We start from the raw sequence: 19,235 nt of genomic DNA, 5'->3' as shown, positions 1-19,235 counted from the left end.
GCTTAGTAATGTCGGGAATCCCGTGGCAGGGACCCCCGGCACAACCCTCGCAGGCCCGAGGAGCCCCCATGCAACTCGCCGCGATCATCGTGTCGCTGGTCCTGGCTGTGGTCGGCGCTGCCCTGCTCGCACGCGCGATCGGCCAGTTCGTCCGGTACTTCAAGCTGGGCCAGCCGGTCCCGGCCGGCACCCGGACCGACAATCCCTACCAGCGCAGTGTGACCCTGGTGCGGGAGTTCCTCGGCCACACGCGCATGAACAGGTGGGGTGTCGTCGGCATCGCCCACTGGTTCGTGGCCGTCGGCTTCCTGACGCTGCCACCGACCCTCGCCCAGGCGTTCGGCCAGCTCTTCCAGGCCGACTGGACGCTGCCGGTCATCGGCGGCTTCCTGCCGTTCGAGATGTACATCGAGTTCATCGGCGTGATGACCGTGCTCGGCATCGCCGTGCTCATCGTCATCCGTCTGCTGAGCCTGCCGTCGCGTCCGGGCCGCAAGTCCCGCTTCACCGGCTCCAAGTCGGGTCAGGCGTACTTCGTCGAGTACGTCATCCTCACCATCGGCCTCGCCATCTACGTGCTGCGCGGCCTCGAGGGCGCCCTGCACCACGTGGACGGCTACCAGGCGGCGTACTTCGCCTCGTACCCGCTGGTGCTCGCCTTCGAGAACCTCGACGTCGGCACACTGCAGAACCTGGTCTACCTGGTCGCCATGATCAAGATCGGGACCTCGTTCGTGTGGATGATCGTGGTCTCGCTCAACATGAACATGGGTGTGGCCTGGCACCGCTTCCTCGCCTTCCCGAACATCTGGTTCAAGCGTGAGGCCGACGGCGACGTCGCCCTCGGCGCGCTGCAGCCGATGACGTCGGGCGGCAAGCCGATCGACTTCACCGACCCCGGTGACGACGACGTCTTCGGCGTCTCCCAGGTCGAGCAGTTCTCCTGGAAGGGCCTGCTGGACTTCTCCACCTGCACCGAGTGCGGGCGCTGCCAGTCGCAGTGCCCCGCCTGGAACACCGGCAAGCCGCTCTCCCCCAAGCTGCTGATCATGTCGCTGCGCGACCACGCGCACGCCAAGGCCCCCTACCTGCTGGCCGGCGGCGGCAAGACGATGGAGGGCGAGGAGAAGGCGTCGGCCGAAGCCCTCAAGGACGTGCCCGCGGCCGCCCTCGCGGAGGCCGAGCGTCCGCTGATCGGCACCCTCGAAGAGAACGGTGTCATCGACCCGGACGTCCTGTGGTCCTGCACCGCCTGCGGTGCCTGCGTCGAGCAGTGCCCGGTCGACATCGAGCACATCGACCACATCGTCGACATGCGCCGCTACCAGGTGATGATCGAGTCCAGCTTCCCCTCGGAGGCGGGCACGATGCTCAAGAACCTGGAGAAGAAGGGCAACCCCTGGGGCCTGGCCAAGAAGCAGCGCCTGGAGTGGCTCAAGGAGCTCGACTTCGAGGTCCCGGTCGTCGGCAAGGACATCGAGGACCTCACCGAGGTCGAGTACCTGTACTGGGTCGGCTGCGCCGGCGCCCTCGAGGACCGCGCCAAGAAGACCACCAAGGCCTTCGCCGAACTGCTGCACATCGCGGGCGTCAAGTTCGCGATCATGGGCGGCGACGAGAAGTGCACCGGTGACTCCGCCCGCCGCCTCGGCAACGAGCCCCTGTTCCAGGAGCTCGGCATGGAGAACGTCATGTCGCTGAACATGGCCTTCGGCGAGGAGACGGACGACGAGGGCAACGTCACCGAGGAGTCGAAGAAGCCCAAGTCGGCGAAGAAGATCGTCGCCACCTGCCCGCACTGCCTCAACACCCTCGGCAACGAGTACCCGCAGCTCGGCGGCGACTACGAGGTCATCCACCACACCCAGCTGCTCCAGCACCTCATCGACGAGGGCAAGCTGATCCCGGTCACCCCGGTCGAGGGCCTCATCACCTACCACGACCCGTGCTACCTGGGCCGGCACAACAAGATCTACACGCCGCCGCGCGAGATCATCGCCAACGTCCCGGGCCTGCGCAACGAGGAGATGCACCGCCACAAGGAGCGTGGCTTCTGCTGCGGCGCCGGCGGCGCGCGGATGTGGATGGAGGAGCGGATCGGCAAGCGCATCAACGACGAACGCGTCGACGAGGCCCTCGCCCTGAACCCCGACATCATCTCCACCGCCTGCCCGTTCTGCCTGGTCATGCTGACCGACTCGGTCAACGGCAAGAAGAACGACGGCGCGGCGAAGGAATCCATCCAGGTCGTGGACGTCGCCCAGCTCCTGCTGGAGTCCGTCAAGACGCCGCTCGACCCCGCCGGTGAGGCGGAGAGCGAGAACACCCCGGAGCCCGAGCCGGTGAAGTAACCGGCACGACCGCCCCACTCCCAGCGCCCCGCTCCGGCTCCGGCCGACGGCGGGGCGCTGTCGTGCGTGAGCGCTGGAGGTGTGCGGTGCGGTCACCGCCGGATGTGCCGAGGGGGCCTGCCGACAGCAGGCCCTCTCTTGCGGCCCGGTGCTCGCTGAGCAGGCGGGTGGCCTCTCGGGCGGCGAGGCCCGGGGCGGCGTCGAGGGCCTCTGGCCGGCGTCCTCCGGCGCCGGCGAGGGGTCCTCGGCCCCCGGAGCCGCCGCCGACCGTGCGGGCCGCATCCGGCCAGGACCACCGCGACCCAGGCCGCCGTGAGGGCGTCGGAGCCGGCATGGCCCCATCCGGCCCGAGCGGGGTGGCCCCAGCCGCGCGGGCGGCGGCGACGTCCCCGGTGATGTCGCCGAGGAACACCGCCTCGAACGGGCGATGCCGAGCGTGCCCAGGGCGAGCAGAAGCCCGTCCGGGTGGGTTGCCCGAGCGGCCCGAGGGGCGGGCGACAACGGGTCAGGCGCCGCCGGTGTCGAGGGACAGGGTGGTGGGGAGTTCGGTGCGGCGGCGGATGCCGAGTTTGCGGTAGGAGGCCGTCAGATGGGTCTCCACCGTGCGCCGGGCGAGGTGGAGCAGAGCGGCTATCTCCGCGTTCGTCCGGCCCTCGGCGGCGAGGCCGGCGATGCGGCGCTCGCTGTCGGTGAGCGCGGCGGGGCCGGTCCGCGGGGCGCCCGCGCGCCGGGCACCGCCCTCGTGGAGCAGCCCCTCGGCGACGGTGCGCAGCCGGACCGCGCCGAGGCGTTCGGCGCGCTCCACCGCCTCGCGCAGCGGTTTCCGGGCGTGGGAGCGCTCCCCCGAGGCGGCCAGCCGTCGGCCGTGGGAGACCAGGGCCGAGATCAGCTCCGTACCGACCGGCCCCTCGCGCAGGACTTCGACCGCGCGGCCGGTGAGTTCCAGGCCGCGCCGGCCGCCGGTCGCCTCGCCCAGCACGCGCAGCGCGCGGCCCAGGACACGCGGGGTGTGCCACACCTCGGCGAGCCGCAGTTCCTCCTCGGCGAGGGCCAGCGCCTCCCGCGGCCGGCCGAGCGCCAGCCGGCACTCGGCGGCGCCGATGCGCCAGGGGGCGACCACGGACCTGGCCGCCTCGCGTACCGTCTGGCGCCGCCCGCACTCCAGAAAGTCGTCCAGGGCCGCCGCCGGGTCCCCGGCGGCGGCGCGCAGCACCCCCCGCGCGTACAGGAAGCGGTGGGTTCTCCAGGAGTCCTGTGCCGTCCGCGGGTCGAACCCGTCCACGAGGCGGGCCGCTTCCTCCAGCTGGCCCGTCTCCACCAGCGCGATCACGGCCTGCGTGTGCGCGCTGGTCGGCCCGGGTCCGGAATGCCCGTTCACGGACGGCCGGGCCCGCGGGTCGGCGAGCACGGTGGCGAAGTCCGCGCGGGCCGCCGCGAGATCCACCCGCACGTCGAGCAGGACATGGTGCATGGGGTGCAGCAGGAAGGATCCCAGCGTGTCCAGTGCGCGCCGCACCAGGCGTTCGGCCTCGTCGAGCTCGTCGGCCCACTGGGCCACGGCGGCGGCCGTGCAGAGCAGGAACGGTTCGGCGAGCGAATCGGCCGGCTCCTCGAGCAGTCCGCGGATCCGGGCCATCGCGTCCCGGGAGGAGACCAGACCGGCCATCGCCTCGTACCGCACGATCAGTGCCCGGTGGGCCGTGCCGAGCAGGTCCGGGGTGTCCCCGTCCGGCCCGCGCCGCCGCCGGTACTCCTCCCGCAGGGCGCCCAGTTCGTGGTCCGAGATCAGTACGGCGACGGCGCGCAGCGTGCGGACCAGGTCCGGGTGGTCCGTCAGCCGGGCCTCCTCCGTGCGGAGCACGCGGAGCGCCGCCGGGGTCTCACCGTTGCGGGAGAGCGCCGTGGCCAGGGCCACCATCGCCCGTACCAGGTCCCGGGAGCTGCCCGGGAGCCGTACGGCTTCCGTGAGCCGGGTGATGCCGCCGGACGGGTGCTCGGCGCACTCCAGGGAGCCCAGCTGGATGAGGACGGTGGCCCGGCGGCCGGATGCCATCGGCTCGTCCAGGGCGCGCCGCAGGAACGCCACAGCGGCGCGTGCGCGGCCGGCGCGGACCTCGGCGGCCGCCGCCTGGACCAGTACGTCGACGGCCCACGACTCGGCCACCACGGAGGAGTGCGCCAGGTACCCGGCCACCACGGCGACGTCGGCGCCCCGGCGCATCAGTTCCTCGGCGGCGGTGCGGTGGGCCGCCCTGCGCCGGCCGCTCGTCCAGCCGCTCAGCACCGCGTCGCGCAGCAGCGGATGCGCGTACCGGGGCAGTCCGTCCGCGTCCTGGCACAGCAGTCCCAGGCGGGTCATCGCGGTGAGCCAGCCCGCGACGCGGGCCGCGTCCACCTGGGCCATCCTGGCGATGACCTGGGCCTGGACCTCGCGGTGTTCGGCGGTGCAGGCCCCCGGCCACCCGCCCCTCCCGGACACCCCGCCGTCCGCCGCGGGCGCCCCGTCCCCCGCGGACGGAGCCCGCGTGGCACGCGCCCCGGTCTCCGTGGTGACGCGGGCGTCCGGGAGGGTCCGCGCGCCGGGGGCCGTCCATGCTCCCCCGGTCTCCAGTACGGCCAGGGCGCGGGCGACCGCGGACGTCGCACCGCCGGCACTGGCCAGCCACCAGGAGACGGCGTCCGGGTATCCGCCCGGGTACAGGGCGGCGCAGGTGTCCGGCAGCTCCGCGGGCGGGACGGGCTCGCCGGTCCAGCCCCCGGACGCCAGGTCGTCCAGCAGGGCACGCAACAGCAGCGGGTTGCCCGCGCCGGCCCGTACGCAGTCGGCCACCCGGCCGGGCCCGGCTCCCGGGAAGGCGGCGCGGACCAGTTCCGCGGCCGTGTCGGTGCTCAGCGGGGCGAGGGTGTGGGTGCGCACGAGGTCGGGCGGGAGCGCGTGGGCGAGACCGGCGTCGGGCGGGTCGATGTCGTACTGGCAGCGCTCGGTGACCACCAGGAGCACCGGCAGCCGGTCGAGGCGCCGGGCCGCCTCGGTCAGCCAGCGGCGCGAGGACGGGTCGGCGGTGTGCACGTCGTCGACCGCCACGAACAGCGGGGCGCGGTCCGCCTGCCGCCGCAGCAGCCGCCACAGCCGGGCACTGTACGCGCGGGGGTCTGCGGCACCGGGGTCCCCCGGCCCCGCCGCCCCGCACCCGGCCAGGACGTTGTCGGTGAAGTCCATTCCGTCGCCGAGGAGTTGACGGAGGGTGGCCCAGTGGGCCCCGGTGTCCTCCGGGGTGCTGCGCGCGCGCAGCACCCGCATCCCCAGGGCCGTCGCCTGCTCGGCGGCGGCCTCCAGGAGTGCGGTGCGGCCGGTGCCGGTGGCTCCGCGCAGCAGGACCAGACGACCGGATCCCTCACAGGCACGTTCGGCCGAAGCGGCCAGCAGCCGCAGGGCGTCATCCCGCTCGCTGAGGGATTCCACTGGGGACAACGGTTCCTCCTGGGCCGGGCGGGTCATGATCGGTGAACGGGCGGGTCGTCGTCGGTGAACGGGCGGGCAGGGGGCGGACCACCAGGGCTCACCCGAACGAGCGGGCGGCAGACGGGAAGGCGGGCGGGGAGGCGTGCCGCCGCCCACCGGGGAAGACGCGGGAATCGGCCCGACGGATGCCCCAAGGGACCTGTCAATAAGGCCTCTTGGGGCACGAAGCAAGGGCGGGAGAGTGAATCACGGGTAAAGGTATGGACGTGGGTCGCCGGGTCGTGTTGCATTCCCGCAGAGCCGGGACATGCCCCCTGACCGCCGCACACAGCACGGCCGAGGCGTACCCGGCAGGGGCCCGGCCGGTGACCGGCGCGCGTGATCTCGTGGTCCGTCTCGTGGTTCTCCACGATTGTCCGCGCCCCACCCCGCACAGGAATGTAAACCCGGAACATCGGACCCGGGCGCCCCAGCAGTGCCCGGAACTCGGGCATGGGGATTCGGTTGCGCAGCTCGTACGGCACCGCGGAGGCCGCCCAGGCGGCCGAGCAGGAACCCCGGATTCCGGTGGTGGTCGACGCGCCGGACCCCATCTCCCGGGCCGGAGCGGTCAGTGAACTCCGCAGACATCCGGTGATCGACCTGGTGGACGACGGCCGTAACGGCCCGGGGACCGTGGCCCTCCTGATCAACGACCATCTGGACGAGGGCCTGTTGACCCGTATGCGCAAACTCGTGCGCAGCGACGGCAGCCGGGCCGTGCTCGTGGTCGGCGCGATCCGGGAGACCGAGCTCCTCGACGTGGTCGAATGCGGGGTCGGCGCCATCGTCTGGCGCCACGAGGCCACCGCGCACCGGATGGTGCGGGCCGTCGTGGCGGCCTCCCGGGGCGACGGGGACCTGCCCGCGGACCTGCTGGGCCGGCTGATCAACCAGGTGGGCACGCTGCACCGCGCCTCGGCGGGCCACCCCGGAGGCGCTGCCGCCGGGCTGACGGCCCGTGAGGTCGATGTCCTGAGGCTCGTCTCCGAAGGTCTGGACACCGGAGAAATCGCCGGCAAACTCTCATACTCCGAACGCACGGTCAAGAACGTGTTGCACGGACTCACTACCCGGTTGCACCTCCGCAACCGTGCGCACGCCGTCGCGTACGCCCTTCGGGAAGGCTACATCTGACCGAACGGGCAATCGAGTTGCCCCCCTCGGGCAGGGCCCCGTGCCCCGCCCCCGTGCCGGAGCGTCCGCGGCACGGCGCGCCCACGGGCAGGATCGGTAGAGCTCGGCGGCCCGGCGGGTCCGGCAGCCGGAGAGTCGCGGAACGGCAGAGCAGGAGTACGACGGTGATCCACGAGGTGGACGAGGTCCTGAAGAGGCTCCTCGAAGGCGGGGCCCTGGCCGGCTCCGGCATCGAGGTGTCGCTGGACGCCCCGACCCGGGACTGGGCGGCCCGCCGCAACGCGCCCGCCATCAACGCCTACCTCTACGACATCCGTGAGGAGGTCGCGCGGCGCGAACGCGGCACGGTCGCGGTCACCGACGACCGCGGCCAGGTGGTACGGCGCCGCCAACCGCCGCGCTGGTTCCGGCTGTCGTACCTGGTCACCGCCTGGACCAAGCAGCCGCAGGACGAACACCGCCTGCTGTCCGCCGTGCTGGCCACCCTGCTGCCCCGCGAAATCCTGCCGCCCGACGAACTTCCTGGCGCTCTGGGAGCGTTGGGGCTTTCGGTACCGCTGACGGTGGCCGGTATCCAGACCGAGTCACGGTCCCTCGCCGAGATCTGGTCCGCGCTCGGCGGTGAACTCAAGCCGTCGCTCGACCTGGTGGTGGTCGCCCCGTTCCCGGCCTTCCCGGAGTACGACGCCGGCCCGCCGGTCACCCAGGGCGCGGCCGTACGCGTCCGCGCGGTCGACGGCACCCTGGACGACTCGCCCGAGCGCAGCCACCGCCCGCACCAGATCGAGCGGGGGAAGCGGAACCGTTGAACAGCTACGACCCGGGGAACGGCTACGACCACGACCCGGCCGAGGCGCTCCTGAAGCACGTCATACGGCTCCGGGAACGCGTCGCCCTGCTGGTCGAGCACCGCGCCGCCGGTGACCCGACCGCCGACGACCCGCTCCGCGGCCTCTACCTGTCCGAGGAAGCCGTCCGGCACCACCTCCGCACCTCCGCCCACCCGTCCCCCGCCCCGCCCGACACATACGACGACTCCGGCGGCCACGAGGGAGACGACGGCCTCGCGGGCAACAACGGCGAACTCCCCGGCGACCGCCTCGGGCCGCTCGCGCGGCGACTCGGCCTGCGTCCGCTGGAGGTGTCGGTGCTGCTCATGGCACTCGCCCCTGACCTGGACCGCTCCTTCGAGCCTCTCTACGGCTACCTCAACGACGACGTCGGCCGCCGCCGCGCCACCATCGGACTCGCCCTGGACCTGTGCGGCGCACCCGTGCACCGGCCCGAGGTCCGCGCCGTCTTCCATTCCTCGGCCCCCCTGCGCTCCCTGGCCCTGCTAGGCGTCGACGAGCCGGAGCGCCCGTTCCTCAGCCGGTCGCTGCGGGTCCCGGGCCGCCTTCTCGCCCACCTCCTCGGCGACGACACCCCGGACCCCTCCCTCGCCGGGCGGGTACGCCCGCTCGCCGTGCCGGCCACCGCGGACGGGCCCGGCGGTGACACGTTCGCCGGGCGGCTCGCCGCACGACTGGCCGCCGCGCCGCTCACCGTCTACCTGCGCGAACACCGCGACGGCGAGGGCCTGGTCCACGCCGCGCGGGCCCTCCCCGGCGGCGCCCTGCACTACTCCCCCCAAGGGCCGCATGCCGAGGAACCGCTGAGTGCTCTGCTGCGCGAGGCCCGGCTGCGGGACCGCGGCGTGGTGGTGTCCCCGCTTCCCGACGATCCCGGGGCACTGGTGCGGGTACTGTCGGTGCCCGACGTGCCCGTGGTGTTCACCGGCTCCCGGCCGTACGACCCGGAGTGGTGCGACCACGATCCCCTCGTCCTGGACGCCCCCCGGCTGGGCGCCGGCGCCGTGGACACCTGGTCGGCGGCACTGGACGTCGGGGCAGAACCGGACGTCCCTGCGGGCACACCGGCCGGGCCCCCCGGCCCTGCCGATCCGCCCGCCTCCGCCGATCCGCCCGGCCTCAACACCCCTGACGGAGCCGACGGACCCGACAGACCCACCGGAGCCGACGGACCCACCGGCTCCCTCGGCTTCGACCTCGCCGCCACCGTGGCCCCGTACCACCTGAGCGCGGACCGGGTGCTGCGGGCCGCGCGGGCCGCCCAGGGCCTCGCCGCGTTCGACGGCACCGCGCTCACCCCCGACCACCTCAGGCTCGCCGCGCGCCAGCAGTCGGCGTCGGGGCTGGAGCGGCACGCCCGGCGGATCCGGCCGGCGGTGGACTGGGGCGACCTGGTACTGCCCGAGACTCCGCTGACGCAGCTGCGGGAGCTGGCCCAGCGGGCCCGCAACCGCGACCGGGTGCTCGGCGACTGGCGGCTCAGTGCCGGCGGCGGCCGGGGCCGGGGCGTGCTGGGACTGTTCGCCGGCGAGTCCGGCACGGGCAAGACGCTGTCCGCCGAGGTCGTCGCCGCCGAACTGGGGCTGGACATGTACGTCGTGCGGTTGTCCTCGGTCGTGGACAAGTACGTCGGCGAGACCGAGAAGAACCTGGAGCGCATCTTCTCCGAGGCGGACCGCACCGACGCCGTCCTGCTCTTCGACGAGGCGGACGCCGTCTTCGGCAAACGGTCCGAGGTCAAGGACGCGAACGACCGGTACGCCAACATGGAGAGCGCGTATCTGCTGCAGCGTCTGGAGTCCTTCGACGGCATCGCGCTGCTCACCACCAACCTGCGGGCGAACATCGACGAGGCGTTCACCCGGCGGCTGGACCTGGTGGTCGACTTCCCGTTCCCGGACGCCGGTCAGCGGCTCGCGCTGTGGCGGCACAGCCTCTCCCACGTGCCGTGCGCGGACGGCATCGACCCGCACCGGGCCGCGCGGGACTTCGAGCTGGCCGGTGGTTCCATCCGCAGCGCCGTGGTCACCGCCGCCTACGCGGCCGCGGACCGGGACGGCCCGGTCACCACGGCCGACCTGCTGGAGGGCGCGCGCCGGGAGTACCGCAAGGCGGGGCGGCTGGTACCGGGCGAGGGCACCTGGTAACAGGGCGCGCCGCCACCACCGGGCCGACTCCCACCGGGCCGACCGCGACCCGGCCTCCCCCACGGGAGGCCGGGTCGCGGTCGGTCCTTCTCCTGTCCGGTCAGGCCGTCCTCACCAGCCATTTCTGGTTGTCCCCGCCCGCGCACGTCCACAGCACCAGCTTCGTGCCGTTGGCGGTGCCCCCGGAATAGGCGTCGACGCACTTGTCCGCCTGCGGGTTGACGAGATCGCGGTCCGGGCTCCTCACGATCGTCTGAGCGGGATTGCCGCTGCACCGGGCCAGCTGGATCTGGGCGCCGGCCTCCGTGGAACCCCAGGCCACGTCCATGCACATCTCCATGGAGCGGACGGTGCCGTCGCCCTGGAAGCTCCACCGCTGGTTGGGTGCCTCGTCGTCGCAGTCCCGCAGTTCCAGACCGGTGCCGTCCTGCGCCTTGCCCTTCTTCAGCGGAACGGTGACGCATCGCCCGGAGCTCACGCCCACGATGAAGTCGCCGACCAGCTCGACCTTTTCGGCCTCGGCCTCGGCCTGGCCTTCCCCGCCACCGCCACCGCCACCGCCACCGCCGGCCTCCGGCTTCTCCTTCTCCTCGGCACCCGCGCCGTCGGATTCCCCGGTGTCCTCGGTTTTCTCCTGCTCGGGCGCCTGCGCCTCCACCGACGGTTCGGCGGGGGTCACGACGGTCGGCGCGGACAGCGCGGGGCTCGGAGCGGGAATTCTGTCGGCGCCGGCCTCCACCATCTGTTCGGTGGCCAGGGAGCGGACGTCGGGCTTGTAGGACAGCCAGATCACCACGAACGCGATCGCCAGAGCCAGGAACAGCCCCATCATCGACGCCAGCCATCCGGGCAGGAAACCGCGCTGGACGAACGTCCCGTCCACACTCTGCGGATCCACCCCCGAACGCTGCACCGCCAACGCGTACGGACGCTCCTGCTTCGAACCGAACCAGATGATCTCCCGCGGCTTCAACCGCGCCTTGACGAACACCGCCCGACCCGGCTCGATCTGCACATTGCCCGGATCCAGATCGAACGACAACTGATCACCGTTGTCACTGCCACTGAGCGACGCGGTCACCCTCGTATTACCGAGGTTGTCCACCGCCAGCTTCGGACGACCCCGCAACCGCCCCTTCACCACCGGCGGAACCAACTCCGCCCGCACCTCCGTGAACGGCGTGACCGTCACATTCCCCTCGGGAACGGTCGTCGCCTCCGGATGCTCCGTCGGCGTGATCCGCACCGCATACGGATGCGGACCCGCCGCCGCGTCCGACGTACGCGGCGGAGCGAACGACACCTCCACCGTCCCCGTCGTCCCCGGATACAACCGCAACGACTGCGGCTCCACCCGCGCCCACGGCGCGAGATCACCCACCGGCTCGAACCGGTACTCGTCCACCACGTCACCGGTGTTGCGCACCCGCAACCGCACCGTCGCACTACCACCGGGATCCACCGTCGTCGACGCCGGCTCAAGAGAAGTCCACAGGGTCATCGTCGTGTCCAGGTTCCTCGGCTCAGAAGGGAGATGATCAGGGCCGCCGTGTCCGGGCGGTCAGTTGCTCTCGGGAGGGAACGGGTAGTCCTTGGCGGTGACCTTGCCGGGGCTCCCCTGGGCGACGACCCTGCCCGCGTGCAGGTGGGCGAACGTCTTGTCGTCGACCACACCGGTCACCGGGAGGCCGACACCCTCCTGGTAGACGCTGACCCTGGCGCTCGTCTGCTGAGTGGCCTCGCCGGACACCCGGTTGTCCACGTCGCGCAGGTAGATCATGTTGGTCCGGATCCACAGTCCCTGCGCGGTGGCCACACCCTGGTCGATCGTCGTGTAGGACGCCCACAGCATGGCGCTCTCGAACCACGGGACCTCCCAGTTGTTCTTGCCGAGCTGCACACCGGAGGGGTCCGTGCCGAAGTGCGCCATCACCAGGGTGGTCATGGTGGACCGGCCGAGGTTGCCGAGGCCGTCGGTCTTGACGGAGACGCCGTTGTACCGCTGGTCGTTCTGCTTCTGGAAGCACTTCAGGGCGGCCACGGTCATCTCGTCCATGAGGCCCGGGGTGTGGGGGGCCGTGAGCCGGCAGGGGTTGTCCGGCTTCAGGGTGTTGAGCCGCACCTGCGCGAACTCCACGAACAGGTTGGGTCCGTCGCCGGGGCGGAAGGGCAGCGGTCCGGTGGGCTCGGCCTTCTCCGCCTTCTCCTCGCCGCCGCCTCCGCCGCCGCCTCCATCGTCGCCACCGCCACCGCCACCACCACCACCGCCACCGCCACCGCCGCCGCCGGCACCGGCACCGGCGGCGGCTGCGGGGGCGCTCGGGAGCGGGTTCTCCGCCGGGGCCGACGGCGCGTCGACGATCGGTTCGTCGGACTCGGGGTTGGGCAGCGCGGTCGCACCGACCCCTGCCATCTGTTCGGTGGCCAGGGAGCGCACGTCGGGCTTGTAGGACAGCCAGATCACGACGAACGCGATCGCCAGAGCCAGGAACAGCCCCATCATCGACGCCAGCCATCCGGGCAGGAAACCGCGCTGGACGAACGTCCCGTCCACGCTCTGCGGATCCACCCCCGAACGCTGCACCGCCAACGCGTACGGACGCTCCTGCTTCGAACCGAACCAGATGATCTCCCGCGGCTTCAACCGCGCCTTGACGAACACCGCCCGACCCGGCTCGATCTGCACATTGCCCGGATCCAGATCGAACGACAACTGATCACCGTTGTCACTGCCACTGAGCGACGCGGTCACCCTCGTATTACCGAGGTTGTCCACCGCCAGCTTCGGACGCCCCCGCAACCGCCCCTTCACCACCGGCGGAACCAACTCCGCCCGCACCTCCGTGAACGGCGTGACCGTCACATTCCCCTCGGGAACGGTCGTCGCCTCCGGATGCTCCGTCGGCGTGATCCGCACCGCATACGGATGCGGACCCGCCGCCGCGTCCGACGTACGCGGCGGAGCGAACGACACCTCCACCGTCCCCGTCGTCCCCGGATACAACCGCAACGACTGCGGCTCCACCCGCGCCCACGGCGCGAGATCACCCACCGGCTCGAACCGGTACTCGTCCACCACGTCACCGGTGTTGCGCACCCGCAACCGCACCGTCGCACTACCACCGGGATCCACCGTCGTCGACGCCGGCTCAAGAGAAGTCCATAGGCTCACGCAGCGACGCTACGGTCTGCGGCACGGACCGTCAGGAGTCCCGGGGGCAGTGTCAAGTGCCCTGCGAGGCCGAGTGGTTGCCCTGGCCGCCGCAGGGGCCACACCGGGCCCGCGCCTTCGTCCCGGCCGGGGCGGAAAGGCCGCCCGCCGGGCAGGCCCGCAGGACCACTCAGGCCACCGAAGCCGACGCCCCGTTGCCCTTCCGGGCAACACGAATGCCCCGCATGCGGCACTCGCAGACGTTTGTACGACGCGCTGCGCGCGCGAGGGTGGGCGTAGACCTGACTTGTACCCCGAGGAGAGCAGAGCATGCCGTCCTACCTGTCGCCGGGCGTCTACGTCGAGGAGGTGGCCAGCGGCTCGCGCCCCATTGAGGGGGTGGGAACGTCGGTGGCGGCCTTCGTCGGGCTCGCACCATCCGGTCCTCTGAACACGCCGACACTGGTGACCAACTGGACACAGTTCGTCGCCGCCTTCGGTGCGTTCACCGACGGGTACTACCTGGCGCACTCCGTCTACGGCTTCTTCAACAACGGCGGCAGCGCCGCCTACGTGGTCCGCGTCGGCGGCGCCCAGGGCGGTGCCGACGGTGAGGCCTCCGGCGCCCCCGCCGAGGTGACCGGTCCGGCCGCGCCGGCCGCGCTGCCCGCCGGGGCACCCCAGCAGCTCGGCACGTTCACCGTGACCGCCGTGGCCGCGGGTTCCGGCCCGCTCAGCATCGAGGTCGCCGACCCCGAGGGCGAGGGTCCCGCCGAGCGGTTCAAGCTCGTCGTCAAGGACGGCGGCAAGACCGTCGAGTCCTTCGACGTGACCGCCAAGAAGAGCGGCCGCAACTACGTCGTCACGCAGGTGAAGGAGCGCTCCAGGCTCATCGCCGTGCAGGAGGCGGCGCCCGCCGCGCAGCTCGTGCGCCCGGAGAACCAGACCGTGGCCCTCGCCGCCCCGCCCGCCGCGCCCGCCGCGCCCGCCGCCCCGGCCGTCGCCGACGCCACCGGGAGCCACCCCGGCCCGGCCCAGTACCTCGGCGACTCGGCGGACCGTACCGGCTTCGGCGGCCTCGAGGCCGTGGACGAGATCTCCATGGTCGCCGTTCCCGACCTGATGGCCGCCTACCAGCGCGGTGCCATCGACCTGGAGGCCGTCAAGGCCGTCCAGCTCGGCCTGATCGCGCACTGCGAGCTGATGGGCGACCGGGTCGCCGTCATCGACCCGCCGCCCAACATGAACGCCCGCGACATCCGCGTGTGGCGCCAGGAGACCGCCGGCTACGACTCCAAGTACGCCGCCCTCTACTACCCGTGGGTCAAGGTCTTCGACCCGGCGAGCGGCCAGACCAGGACCGTCCCGCCGAGCGGCCACATCGCCGGCATCTGGGCCCGCAACGACTTCGAGCGCGGTGTGCACAAGGCGCCCGCCAACGAGGTGGTGCGCGGCGCCGTCGACCTGGAGATCCAGATCACCCGCGGCGAGCAGGACCTGCTCAACCCGGTCGGCGTCAACTGCATCCGCGCCTTCCCCGGCCGCGGCATCCGCGTCTGGGGTGCCCGCACCATGTCCTCGGACCCGGCCTGGCGCTACCTGAACGTCCGCCGGTACTTCAACTACCTGGAGGAGTCGATCCTGATCGGCACCCAGTGGGTGGTGTTCGAGCCCAACGACCACCAGCTGTGGGCCAGGATCCGGCGCAACGTCTCCGCCTTCCTCGTCAACGAGTGGCGCTCGGGCGCCCTCTTCGGCGCCCGGCCGGAGGAGGCGTACTACGTCAAGTGTGACGAGGAGACCAACCCGCAGGAGTCGGTCGACCTCGGCCGGGTCATCTGCGAGATCGGCATCGCGCCGGTCAAGCCGGCCGAGTTCGTGATCTTCCGCTTGGCCCAGTTCTCCAGCGGCAGCGGGGAGCTGGAGGAGTAGGGGGAGGTTTCCCCCGCGTTCTCCGCCCTCCCATCCCCCGGTCCCGCCCCCGGCTCGCGCCGCGGGCGGGCCGCTCAAGGTCAGAAGGAAAGAAAGATAAATGAGTCTGCAGCCGGGTGACGCCCTTACGTCACACAATTTCGGCCTCCAGATCGACGGTGTGATGGTCGAGTACCTCGCCGAGGTCAGCGGCCTCAGCCTCGAGCAGGACGTTATCGAGTACCAGCAGGTCTCGGCCCAGGGCAAGCCCGTCACCAAGAAGATGCCGGGTGTGAAGAAGGCCGGCACCTGCACGGTCGTCCGCGGCATGACCCAGTCCGCGGCGTTCAACCAGTGGATCAACGAGTCGGTCAACGGCGCGATGGCCACGGCCCGCAAGAACGCCACCATCATGGTGATGGACTACCAGAACAACCCGGTCAAGCGGTACAACATGCGCAACGCGTGGTGCAGCAAGATCGACACCAGCACGGTGAAGGCCGGTGAGGCCTCCGCCCTGTCCGAGACCGTGACCATCACGTTCGAAGAACTGGTCATCGAGTAATGCGCCGTACCACTGCCCGGCCGGGATCCGTCCCGGCCGGTGCCGGTCCCGGCACCGGCACCGGAATCGATCAGGGGCCCGTCGCCGTCACGGAGAGCCCGGCACACCCGGAGCGGACCACCCTGCCCACCCAGCCCACGCCGCCCGCGGAAGCGGCCCCGGCCGGTCAGGTACTGCGCACCGAGTTCCCGTTCGAACTGCCGCGCGGGTACGTCGACGACTCCGGAACCGTGCACCGGCACGGTGTGATGCGGCTCGCGACCGCCCGGGACGAGCTGATCCCGCTGCGCGACGTCCGGGTGCAGGAGAACCCCGCCTACCTGTCGGTGGTCCTGCTCGGCCGGGTGATCACCCGGCTGGGCACGCTGCCGATGGTGCACGACGGGGTGGTGGAGAACATGTTCGCCTCCGACCTGGCGTTCCTCCAGGACTTCTACCGGCAGGTCAACGCCGAGGGCCACACCCGGGCCGGCGTGACCTGTCCCCACTGCGAGCAGCCGTTCGAGGTCGAACTCGGCGGGAGCCGCCTGGGGGAATCGTGACGTACGCGACCGACCGGCTGCACGAGGAGATCGCGTACATCGCCTACCACTTCCACTGGAGCCTGGAGAACATCCTGGACCTCGAACACGGCGACCGCCGCCGGTACACGGAGCAGATCACCTCGCTCGTCACCCGCGCCACGGCGGAGGGCTGACACGGCATGGGATTCCTCGACCGGTTGCGGAACGCGCCGGGGAGGCGGGGCGGGGCCGGCGCGTCCAGCGCGGCCGACACGTCCACGCCGCACCCGGCCACGAGTGCTGCGCAGGAGCCCTCGGGGGCGTCCCCGGGCGCGTCCTTCGCGTCCCCGGGCGCGTCCTCCGCGTCCCCGGGCGCGTCCTCCGCGTCCCCGGGATCCGCCGACGCCGGTGACAGCGGCGGCGGCGCGCCCGTGGTGCGGACCGCCGGCTGGCCCGGGCTGCCACCGATCCAGCGGGCCACCGCCCGGCCCTCGTGGCCCGTCGCCGACTCCGGTTTCGGTGGCCGGCTGAGCACCTGGCAGAACCCGGCCTTCATCGGCACGCTCTCCCACGCCGTGCTCGACGGCGCGCCCGGCGGGCTGGTCCAAGGCGTCCTCGCCGCCTCGGCCGAGCCCTCGCCGGGACTCGAACTGCCCTCGCTCTCCCTGCCGGTCGCCGCTCCCCGGACACCACACCCTGAGCCCGGCGAGCACAGCACCGGGCACAGCGCCGGGCCCTCGGGCGACGACACGGAGCTGCCGCCGGTGCAGCGCGCGGCAGCTCCCCTCACCGTCACCCGCCCCTCGGGTCCCTCGGTCACCCCCGTCCCCGCCCCGGCCCGCCGGCCCGCGGCACTGACCCGGACGACGGCCACGACAGCGCCCCTCCAACGGCGTGCCCTGCCGGTCGCCGGGGGCAAAAGCAGGGGCGGCTCCGGTACCCGCCCGGCCGCCTCACCGGCTCCCGCGGCCACCCCGCCGTCCTCCCCCGCCCCGGCCGCCGGGGGAACCCCTCCCGCCGGCGCACGTCGCCGGCCGCTGCTCGGCGCGCCCATGACGGCCCCGCCCCCGGGTTCCGCCCCGCTCACGGACTCCCCGGCCGCCGGCACGAACGCCCCGGCCCCCACCCCCGTACAGCGCGCGGCCGTACGGCCCGCTACGGGCACGCAGACCCCCGGTAGTCGGACCGGCACGGACTCCGGCATCGGTGCGGGTGCGGGTACCGCTACGGAATCCCGTACGGGTACGGCCTCCGGTACGCGGGCCGGGGTGGATGTTCCTCGGGGCACCGAGGACGCCGGCCGCCCCGGCGGGCAGGATCCCGCGGTCCAACGATCCGTCACGTCCGTGCGACCGGCGTCCGGTACGCCCGGCCCCGACCCGGCGCCGGTGTCCGTACCGCGCGGGAACACCGGGGGAGCCGCGGGGGAGCAGGCACCGGCACGAGCGGTTCCCTCCCCGGCGTCCGCCACCCCGGCGCCTCCCGTGACGCGGTCCCTGGCCCCGGCCCGCGCGCTGGCTCCCGCCGTGCCGTCCGCGCTGTCGCCGATGGCGCCGAGGCTCCGCCCCGCACCCGCGGCCGTACCGCTGCGACAGACCGCGCCCGCCGTGCAGCGACGGGCGGCCAGGTCCGGCGGCGGTGCCACGAGCACGCGGCAGCCAGACGCCTCCGGGCCGTCGGGCGGCCCAGGACCCGGACGGCCCGGCCCCGGCCCCGGCCCGGCGGACGGCGGTGGCGGTGGCGGTGGCGGTGGCGGTACTGCGACTCCCGCTCCGGTGCCTTCCGTTGCGCCTTCCCTCGCACCTTCCGCGCTCCCTTCCGGTACGCCTTCCGTCGCGCCTCCCACGTCCGGTGCCGTGAGTCCGGCAGCCATGCCCTCGGTGACGCCTTCGGCCGGCCCGTCGGGGACGCCGGTCGCGTCCGGAGGGCCGACGGTGCGGCGCGCCCCGGGCACACCCGCCGGGCCTTCGGCCGGCCCTCCCGGGAGCACCGGCGGCAGCACACCCGTGTCCGCCCCCGGCGCGTCCGCACCGGCCACCGTCCCCGTGTCCGCCGTGCAGCGCCTCGCCCGGCCCGGCGCCACCGCACCCGCCGCGCCGACCCGGCGCGCCCCGTCGTCGTCACCGGCGCACCGGGACACGACCGTTCCCGTATCCCCCGGGACCACGGCCACACCCGGTTCCTCCCCGTCCGTCGCCGCGGCCGCCGAGGCACCCCTCGTCCAGCGGGCCCGGAACACGCACATCGCATCACCGTCCGGCACCCCGGCCACCGTTCCGGCACCCGCGACGGCCACCCCCGGAGCCACCGCTCCGACCGTGCAGCGTCGTACGAGCCCTGGGGCGACGACCCCGGCCACCCTCGGGGCCACCGCCCCCGCCATCCAGCGTCGCGCGGGCTCCGGCACGACGACCCCCGCCTCAACCACCCCCGCACTCCCTGTCACCGCCCTCGGCGACACCACCGCCACACCCGGCGCCCCGGCCACCACTCCGACGCCCACAACGGCCACCCCCGGAGCCACCGCCCCCGCCGTCCAGCGCCGTCACGGCCCCGGGGTGTCAGCGGAGGGGACGGGGCGTGCCGCGCTGCCGCCGCTCGGTTCCACCTCCGTCCCCGTGCCGAAGCCGAGCCGCACCGCTTCCGCCCCGGCGTCCGTCGCCCCGGCCTCCGCCGCCACTCCCGTCGGGCCCCCCATCCAGCGGCTCGCGTCGACCCGGCCCAAGCCACCCGGTTCGTCCGTCTCCCCGGCCGCGCCCACCGCACCCGTGGTCCAGCGCTCCGGTTCCGCCCGGCCGACCGAGTCCACCGGTTCCGCCGGTTCCACCGGTCCTGTCGGTCCTGTCGGTCCTGTCGGCAGCAGGAGCACGGCGCCCACGTCTGTCCCCGGCGCCCTTCCCGTACCTCGCGCCGAAGCGGACGCGCCCGTGCAGCGTCTTGCCCTGCCCGGCTCGACGGAGCCCGCCCGCCCGGCCGGCTCCGTGCCCGCACGGCATCACCCCACGCTCTCCGTCCCGCTGGTCAAGGCTCCCTCCGTCCCCGCACGGCCCGGTCTCGGCGCTCCCCTCCAACGACGTACCACGCCTACGCCTACGCCCGCACCTGTTCCTGTTCCTG

12 protein-coding genes are annotated in these 19,235 nt (G+C 73.1%); 8 read left to right on the top strand and 4 right to left on the bottom strand.

Annotated elements, in window-relative coordinates; genetic code table 11:
- Positions 1 to 68 precede the first annotated feature (68 nt).
- Entirely contained in the window at positions 69 to 2,351 is a 2,283-nt protein-coding gene (locus V4Y04_RS19565; RefSeq protein WP_332429487.1) for a (Fe-S)-binding protein, read from the top strand.
- A 505-nt stretch (positions 2,352 to 2,856) separates the two neighbouring features.
- Here V4Y04_RS19565 and V4Y04_RS19560 read toward each other — a convergent pair.
- Positions 2,857 to 5,850, bottom strand: a complete 2,994-nt coding sequence (locus tag V4Y04_RS19560; protein ID WP_332429486.1) for a helix-turn-helix transcriptional regulator — start codon at positions 5,848 to 5,850, stop codon at positions 2,857 to 2,859.
- 456 nt (positions 5,851 to 6,306) lie between these two features.
- Here V4Y04_RS19560 and V4Y04_RS19555 point away from each other — a divergent pair, with 456 nt between their 5' ends.
- From V4Y04_RS19555 to V4Y04_RS19545, 3 genes are all read left to right on the top strand, one after another.
- Positions 6,307 to 6,990: a helix-turn-helix transcriptional regulator gene (locus tag V4Y04_RS19555; protein WP_332429485.1), complete on the top strand. Its 684-nt coding sequence runs from the start codon at positions 6,307 to 6,309 to the stop codon at positions 6,988 to 6,990.
- A gap of 164 nt (positions 6,991 to 7,154) precedes the next feature.
- Positions 7,155 to 7,799: a DUF4255 domain-containing protein gene (locus V4Y04_RS19550; RefSeq protein ID WP_332429484.1), complete on the top strand. Its 645-nt coding sequence runs from the start codon at positions 7,155 to 7,157 to the stop codon at positions 7,797 to 7,799.
- Complete coding sequence (locus V4Y04_RS19545; protein ID WP_332429483.1) at positions 7,796 to 9,988, top strand: ATP-binding protein; 2,193 nt, start codon at positions 7,796 to 7,798, stop codon at positions 9,986 to 9,988. The genes V4Y04_RS19550 and V4Y04_RS19545 overlap by 4 nt, the downstream gene beginning before the upstream one ends.
- Before the next feature lie 100 nt (positions 9,989 to 10,088).
- On the opposite strand, the gene V4Y04_RS19540 is transcribed toward V4Y04_RS19545, so the two are convergent.
- Together V4Y04_RS19540 and V4Y04_RS19535 are read right to left on the bottom strand one after the other, a co-directional pair.
- Positions 10,089 to 11,489, bottom strand: a complete 1,401-nt coding sequence (locus V4Y04_RS19540) for a ricin-type beta-trefoil lectin domain protein (protein WP_332429482.1) — start codon at positions 11,487 to 11,489, stop codon at positions 10,089 to 10,091.
- Positions 11,490 to 11,549: 60 nt separating this feature from the next.
- Positions 11,550 to 13,160 carry a peptidoglycan-binding protein gene (locus V4Y04_RS19535; protein ID WP_332429481.1) on the bottom strand — a complete coding sequence of 537 codons (1,611 nt, stop codon included), beginning with the start codon at positions 13,158 to 13,160 and terminating at the stop codon, positions 11,550 to 11,552.
- A gap of 309 nt (positions 13,161 to 13,469) precedes the next feature.
- Between V4Y04_RS19535 and V4Y04_RS19530 the strand changes: the two genes are divergently transcribed.
- From V4Y04_RS19530 to V4Y04_RS19515, 4 genes are all read left to right on the top strand, one after another.
- Positions 13,470 to 15,071, top strand: coding sequence for a phage tail sheath subtilisin-like domain-containing protein (locus tag V4Y04_RS19530; RefSeq protein ID WP_332429480.1), 1,602 nt, complete (start codon positions 13,470 to 13,472; stop codon positions 15,069 to 15,071).
- 100 nt (positions 15,072 to 15,171) lie between these two features.
- Positions 15,172 to 15,615 carry a phage tail protein gene (locus V4Y04_RS19525; protein ID WP_065004200.1) on the top strand — a complete coding sequence of 148 codons (444 nt, stop codon included), beginning with the start codon at positions 15,172 to 15,174 and terminating at the stop codon, positions 15,613 to 15,615.
- Positions 15,615 to 16,157, top strand: coding sequence for a hypothetical protein (locus V4Y04_RS19520; protein WP_332429479.1), 543 nt, complete (start codon positions 15,615 to 15,617; stop codon positions 16,155 to 16,157). The genes V4Y04_RS19525 and V4Y04_RS19520 overlap by 1 nt, the downstream gene beginning before the upstream one ends.
- Positions 16,154 to 16,312: a DUF6760 family protein gene (locus V4Y04_RS19515; protein WP_215209509.1), complete on the top strand. Its 159-nt coding sequence runs from the start codon at positions 16,154 to 16,156 to the stop codon at positions 16,310 to 16,312. Before V4Y04_RS19520 ends, V4Y04_RS19515 begins: the two co-directional genes overlap by 4 nt.
- A 2,351-nt stretch (positions 16,313 to 18,663) precedes the next feature.
- On the opposite strand, the gene V4Y04_RS19510 is transcribed toward V4Y04_RS19515, so the two are convergent.
- Positions 18,664 to 18,945 (bottom strand): hypothetical protein, encoded by a 282-nt coding sequence (locus V4Y04_RS19510; RefSeq protein ID WP_332429478.1) that lies wholly within the window; start codon positions 18,943 to 18,945, stop codon positions 18,664 to 18,666.
- Between the last annotated feature and the right edge of the window lie 290 nt (positions 18,946 to 19,235).

Source organism: Streptomyces sp. P9-A2 (assembly GCF_036634175.1).
Lineage (GTDB): Bacteria > Actinomycetota > Actinomycetes > Streptomycetales > Streptomycetaceae > Streptomyces > Streptomyces pratens.
This window is presented reverse-complemented; position numbering and strand designations above follow the sequence as displayed.

Excerpts from the sequence above, each read along its gene's own strand:
- V4Y04_RS19555 (WP_332429485.1), top strand. The coding sequence starts at position 6,307 with ATGGGGATTCGGTTGCGCAGCTCGTACGGCACCGCGGAGGCCGCCCAG.
- V4Y04_RS19530 (WP_332429480.1), top strand. The coding sequence starts at position 13,470 with ATGCCGTCCTACCTGTCGCCGGGCGTCTACGTCGAGGAGGTGGCCAGC.
- V4Y04_RS19520 (WP_332429479.1), top strand. The coding sequence starts at position 15,615 with ATGCGCCGTACCACTGCCCGGCCGGGATCCGTCCCGGCCGGTGCCGGT.
- V4Y04_RS19565 (WP_332429487.1), top strand. The coding sequence starts at position 69 with ATGCAACTCGCCGCGATCATCGTGTCGCTGGTCCTGGCTGTGGTCGGC.
- V4Y04_RS19525 (WP_065004200.1), top strand. The coding sequence starts at position 15,172 with ATGAGTCTGCAGCCGGGTGACGCCCTTACGTCACACAATTTCGGCCTC.
- V4Y04_RS19560 (WP_332429486.1), bottom strand. The coding sequence starts at position 5,850 with ATGACCCGCCCGGCCCAGGAGGAACCGTTGTCCCCAGTGGAATCCCTC.
- V4Y04_RS19540 (WP_332429482.1), bottom strand. The coding sequence starts at position 11,489 with ATGACCCTGTGGACTTCTCTTGAGCCGGCGTCGACGACGGTGGATCCC.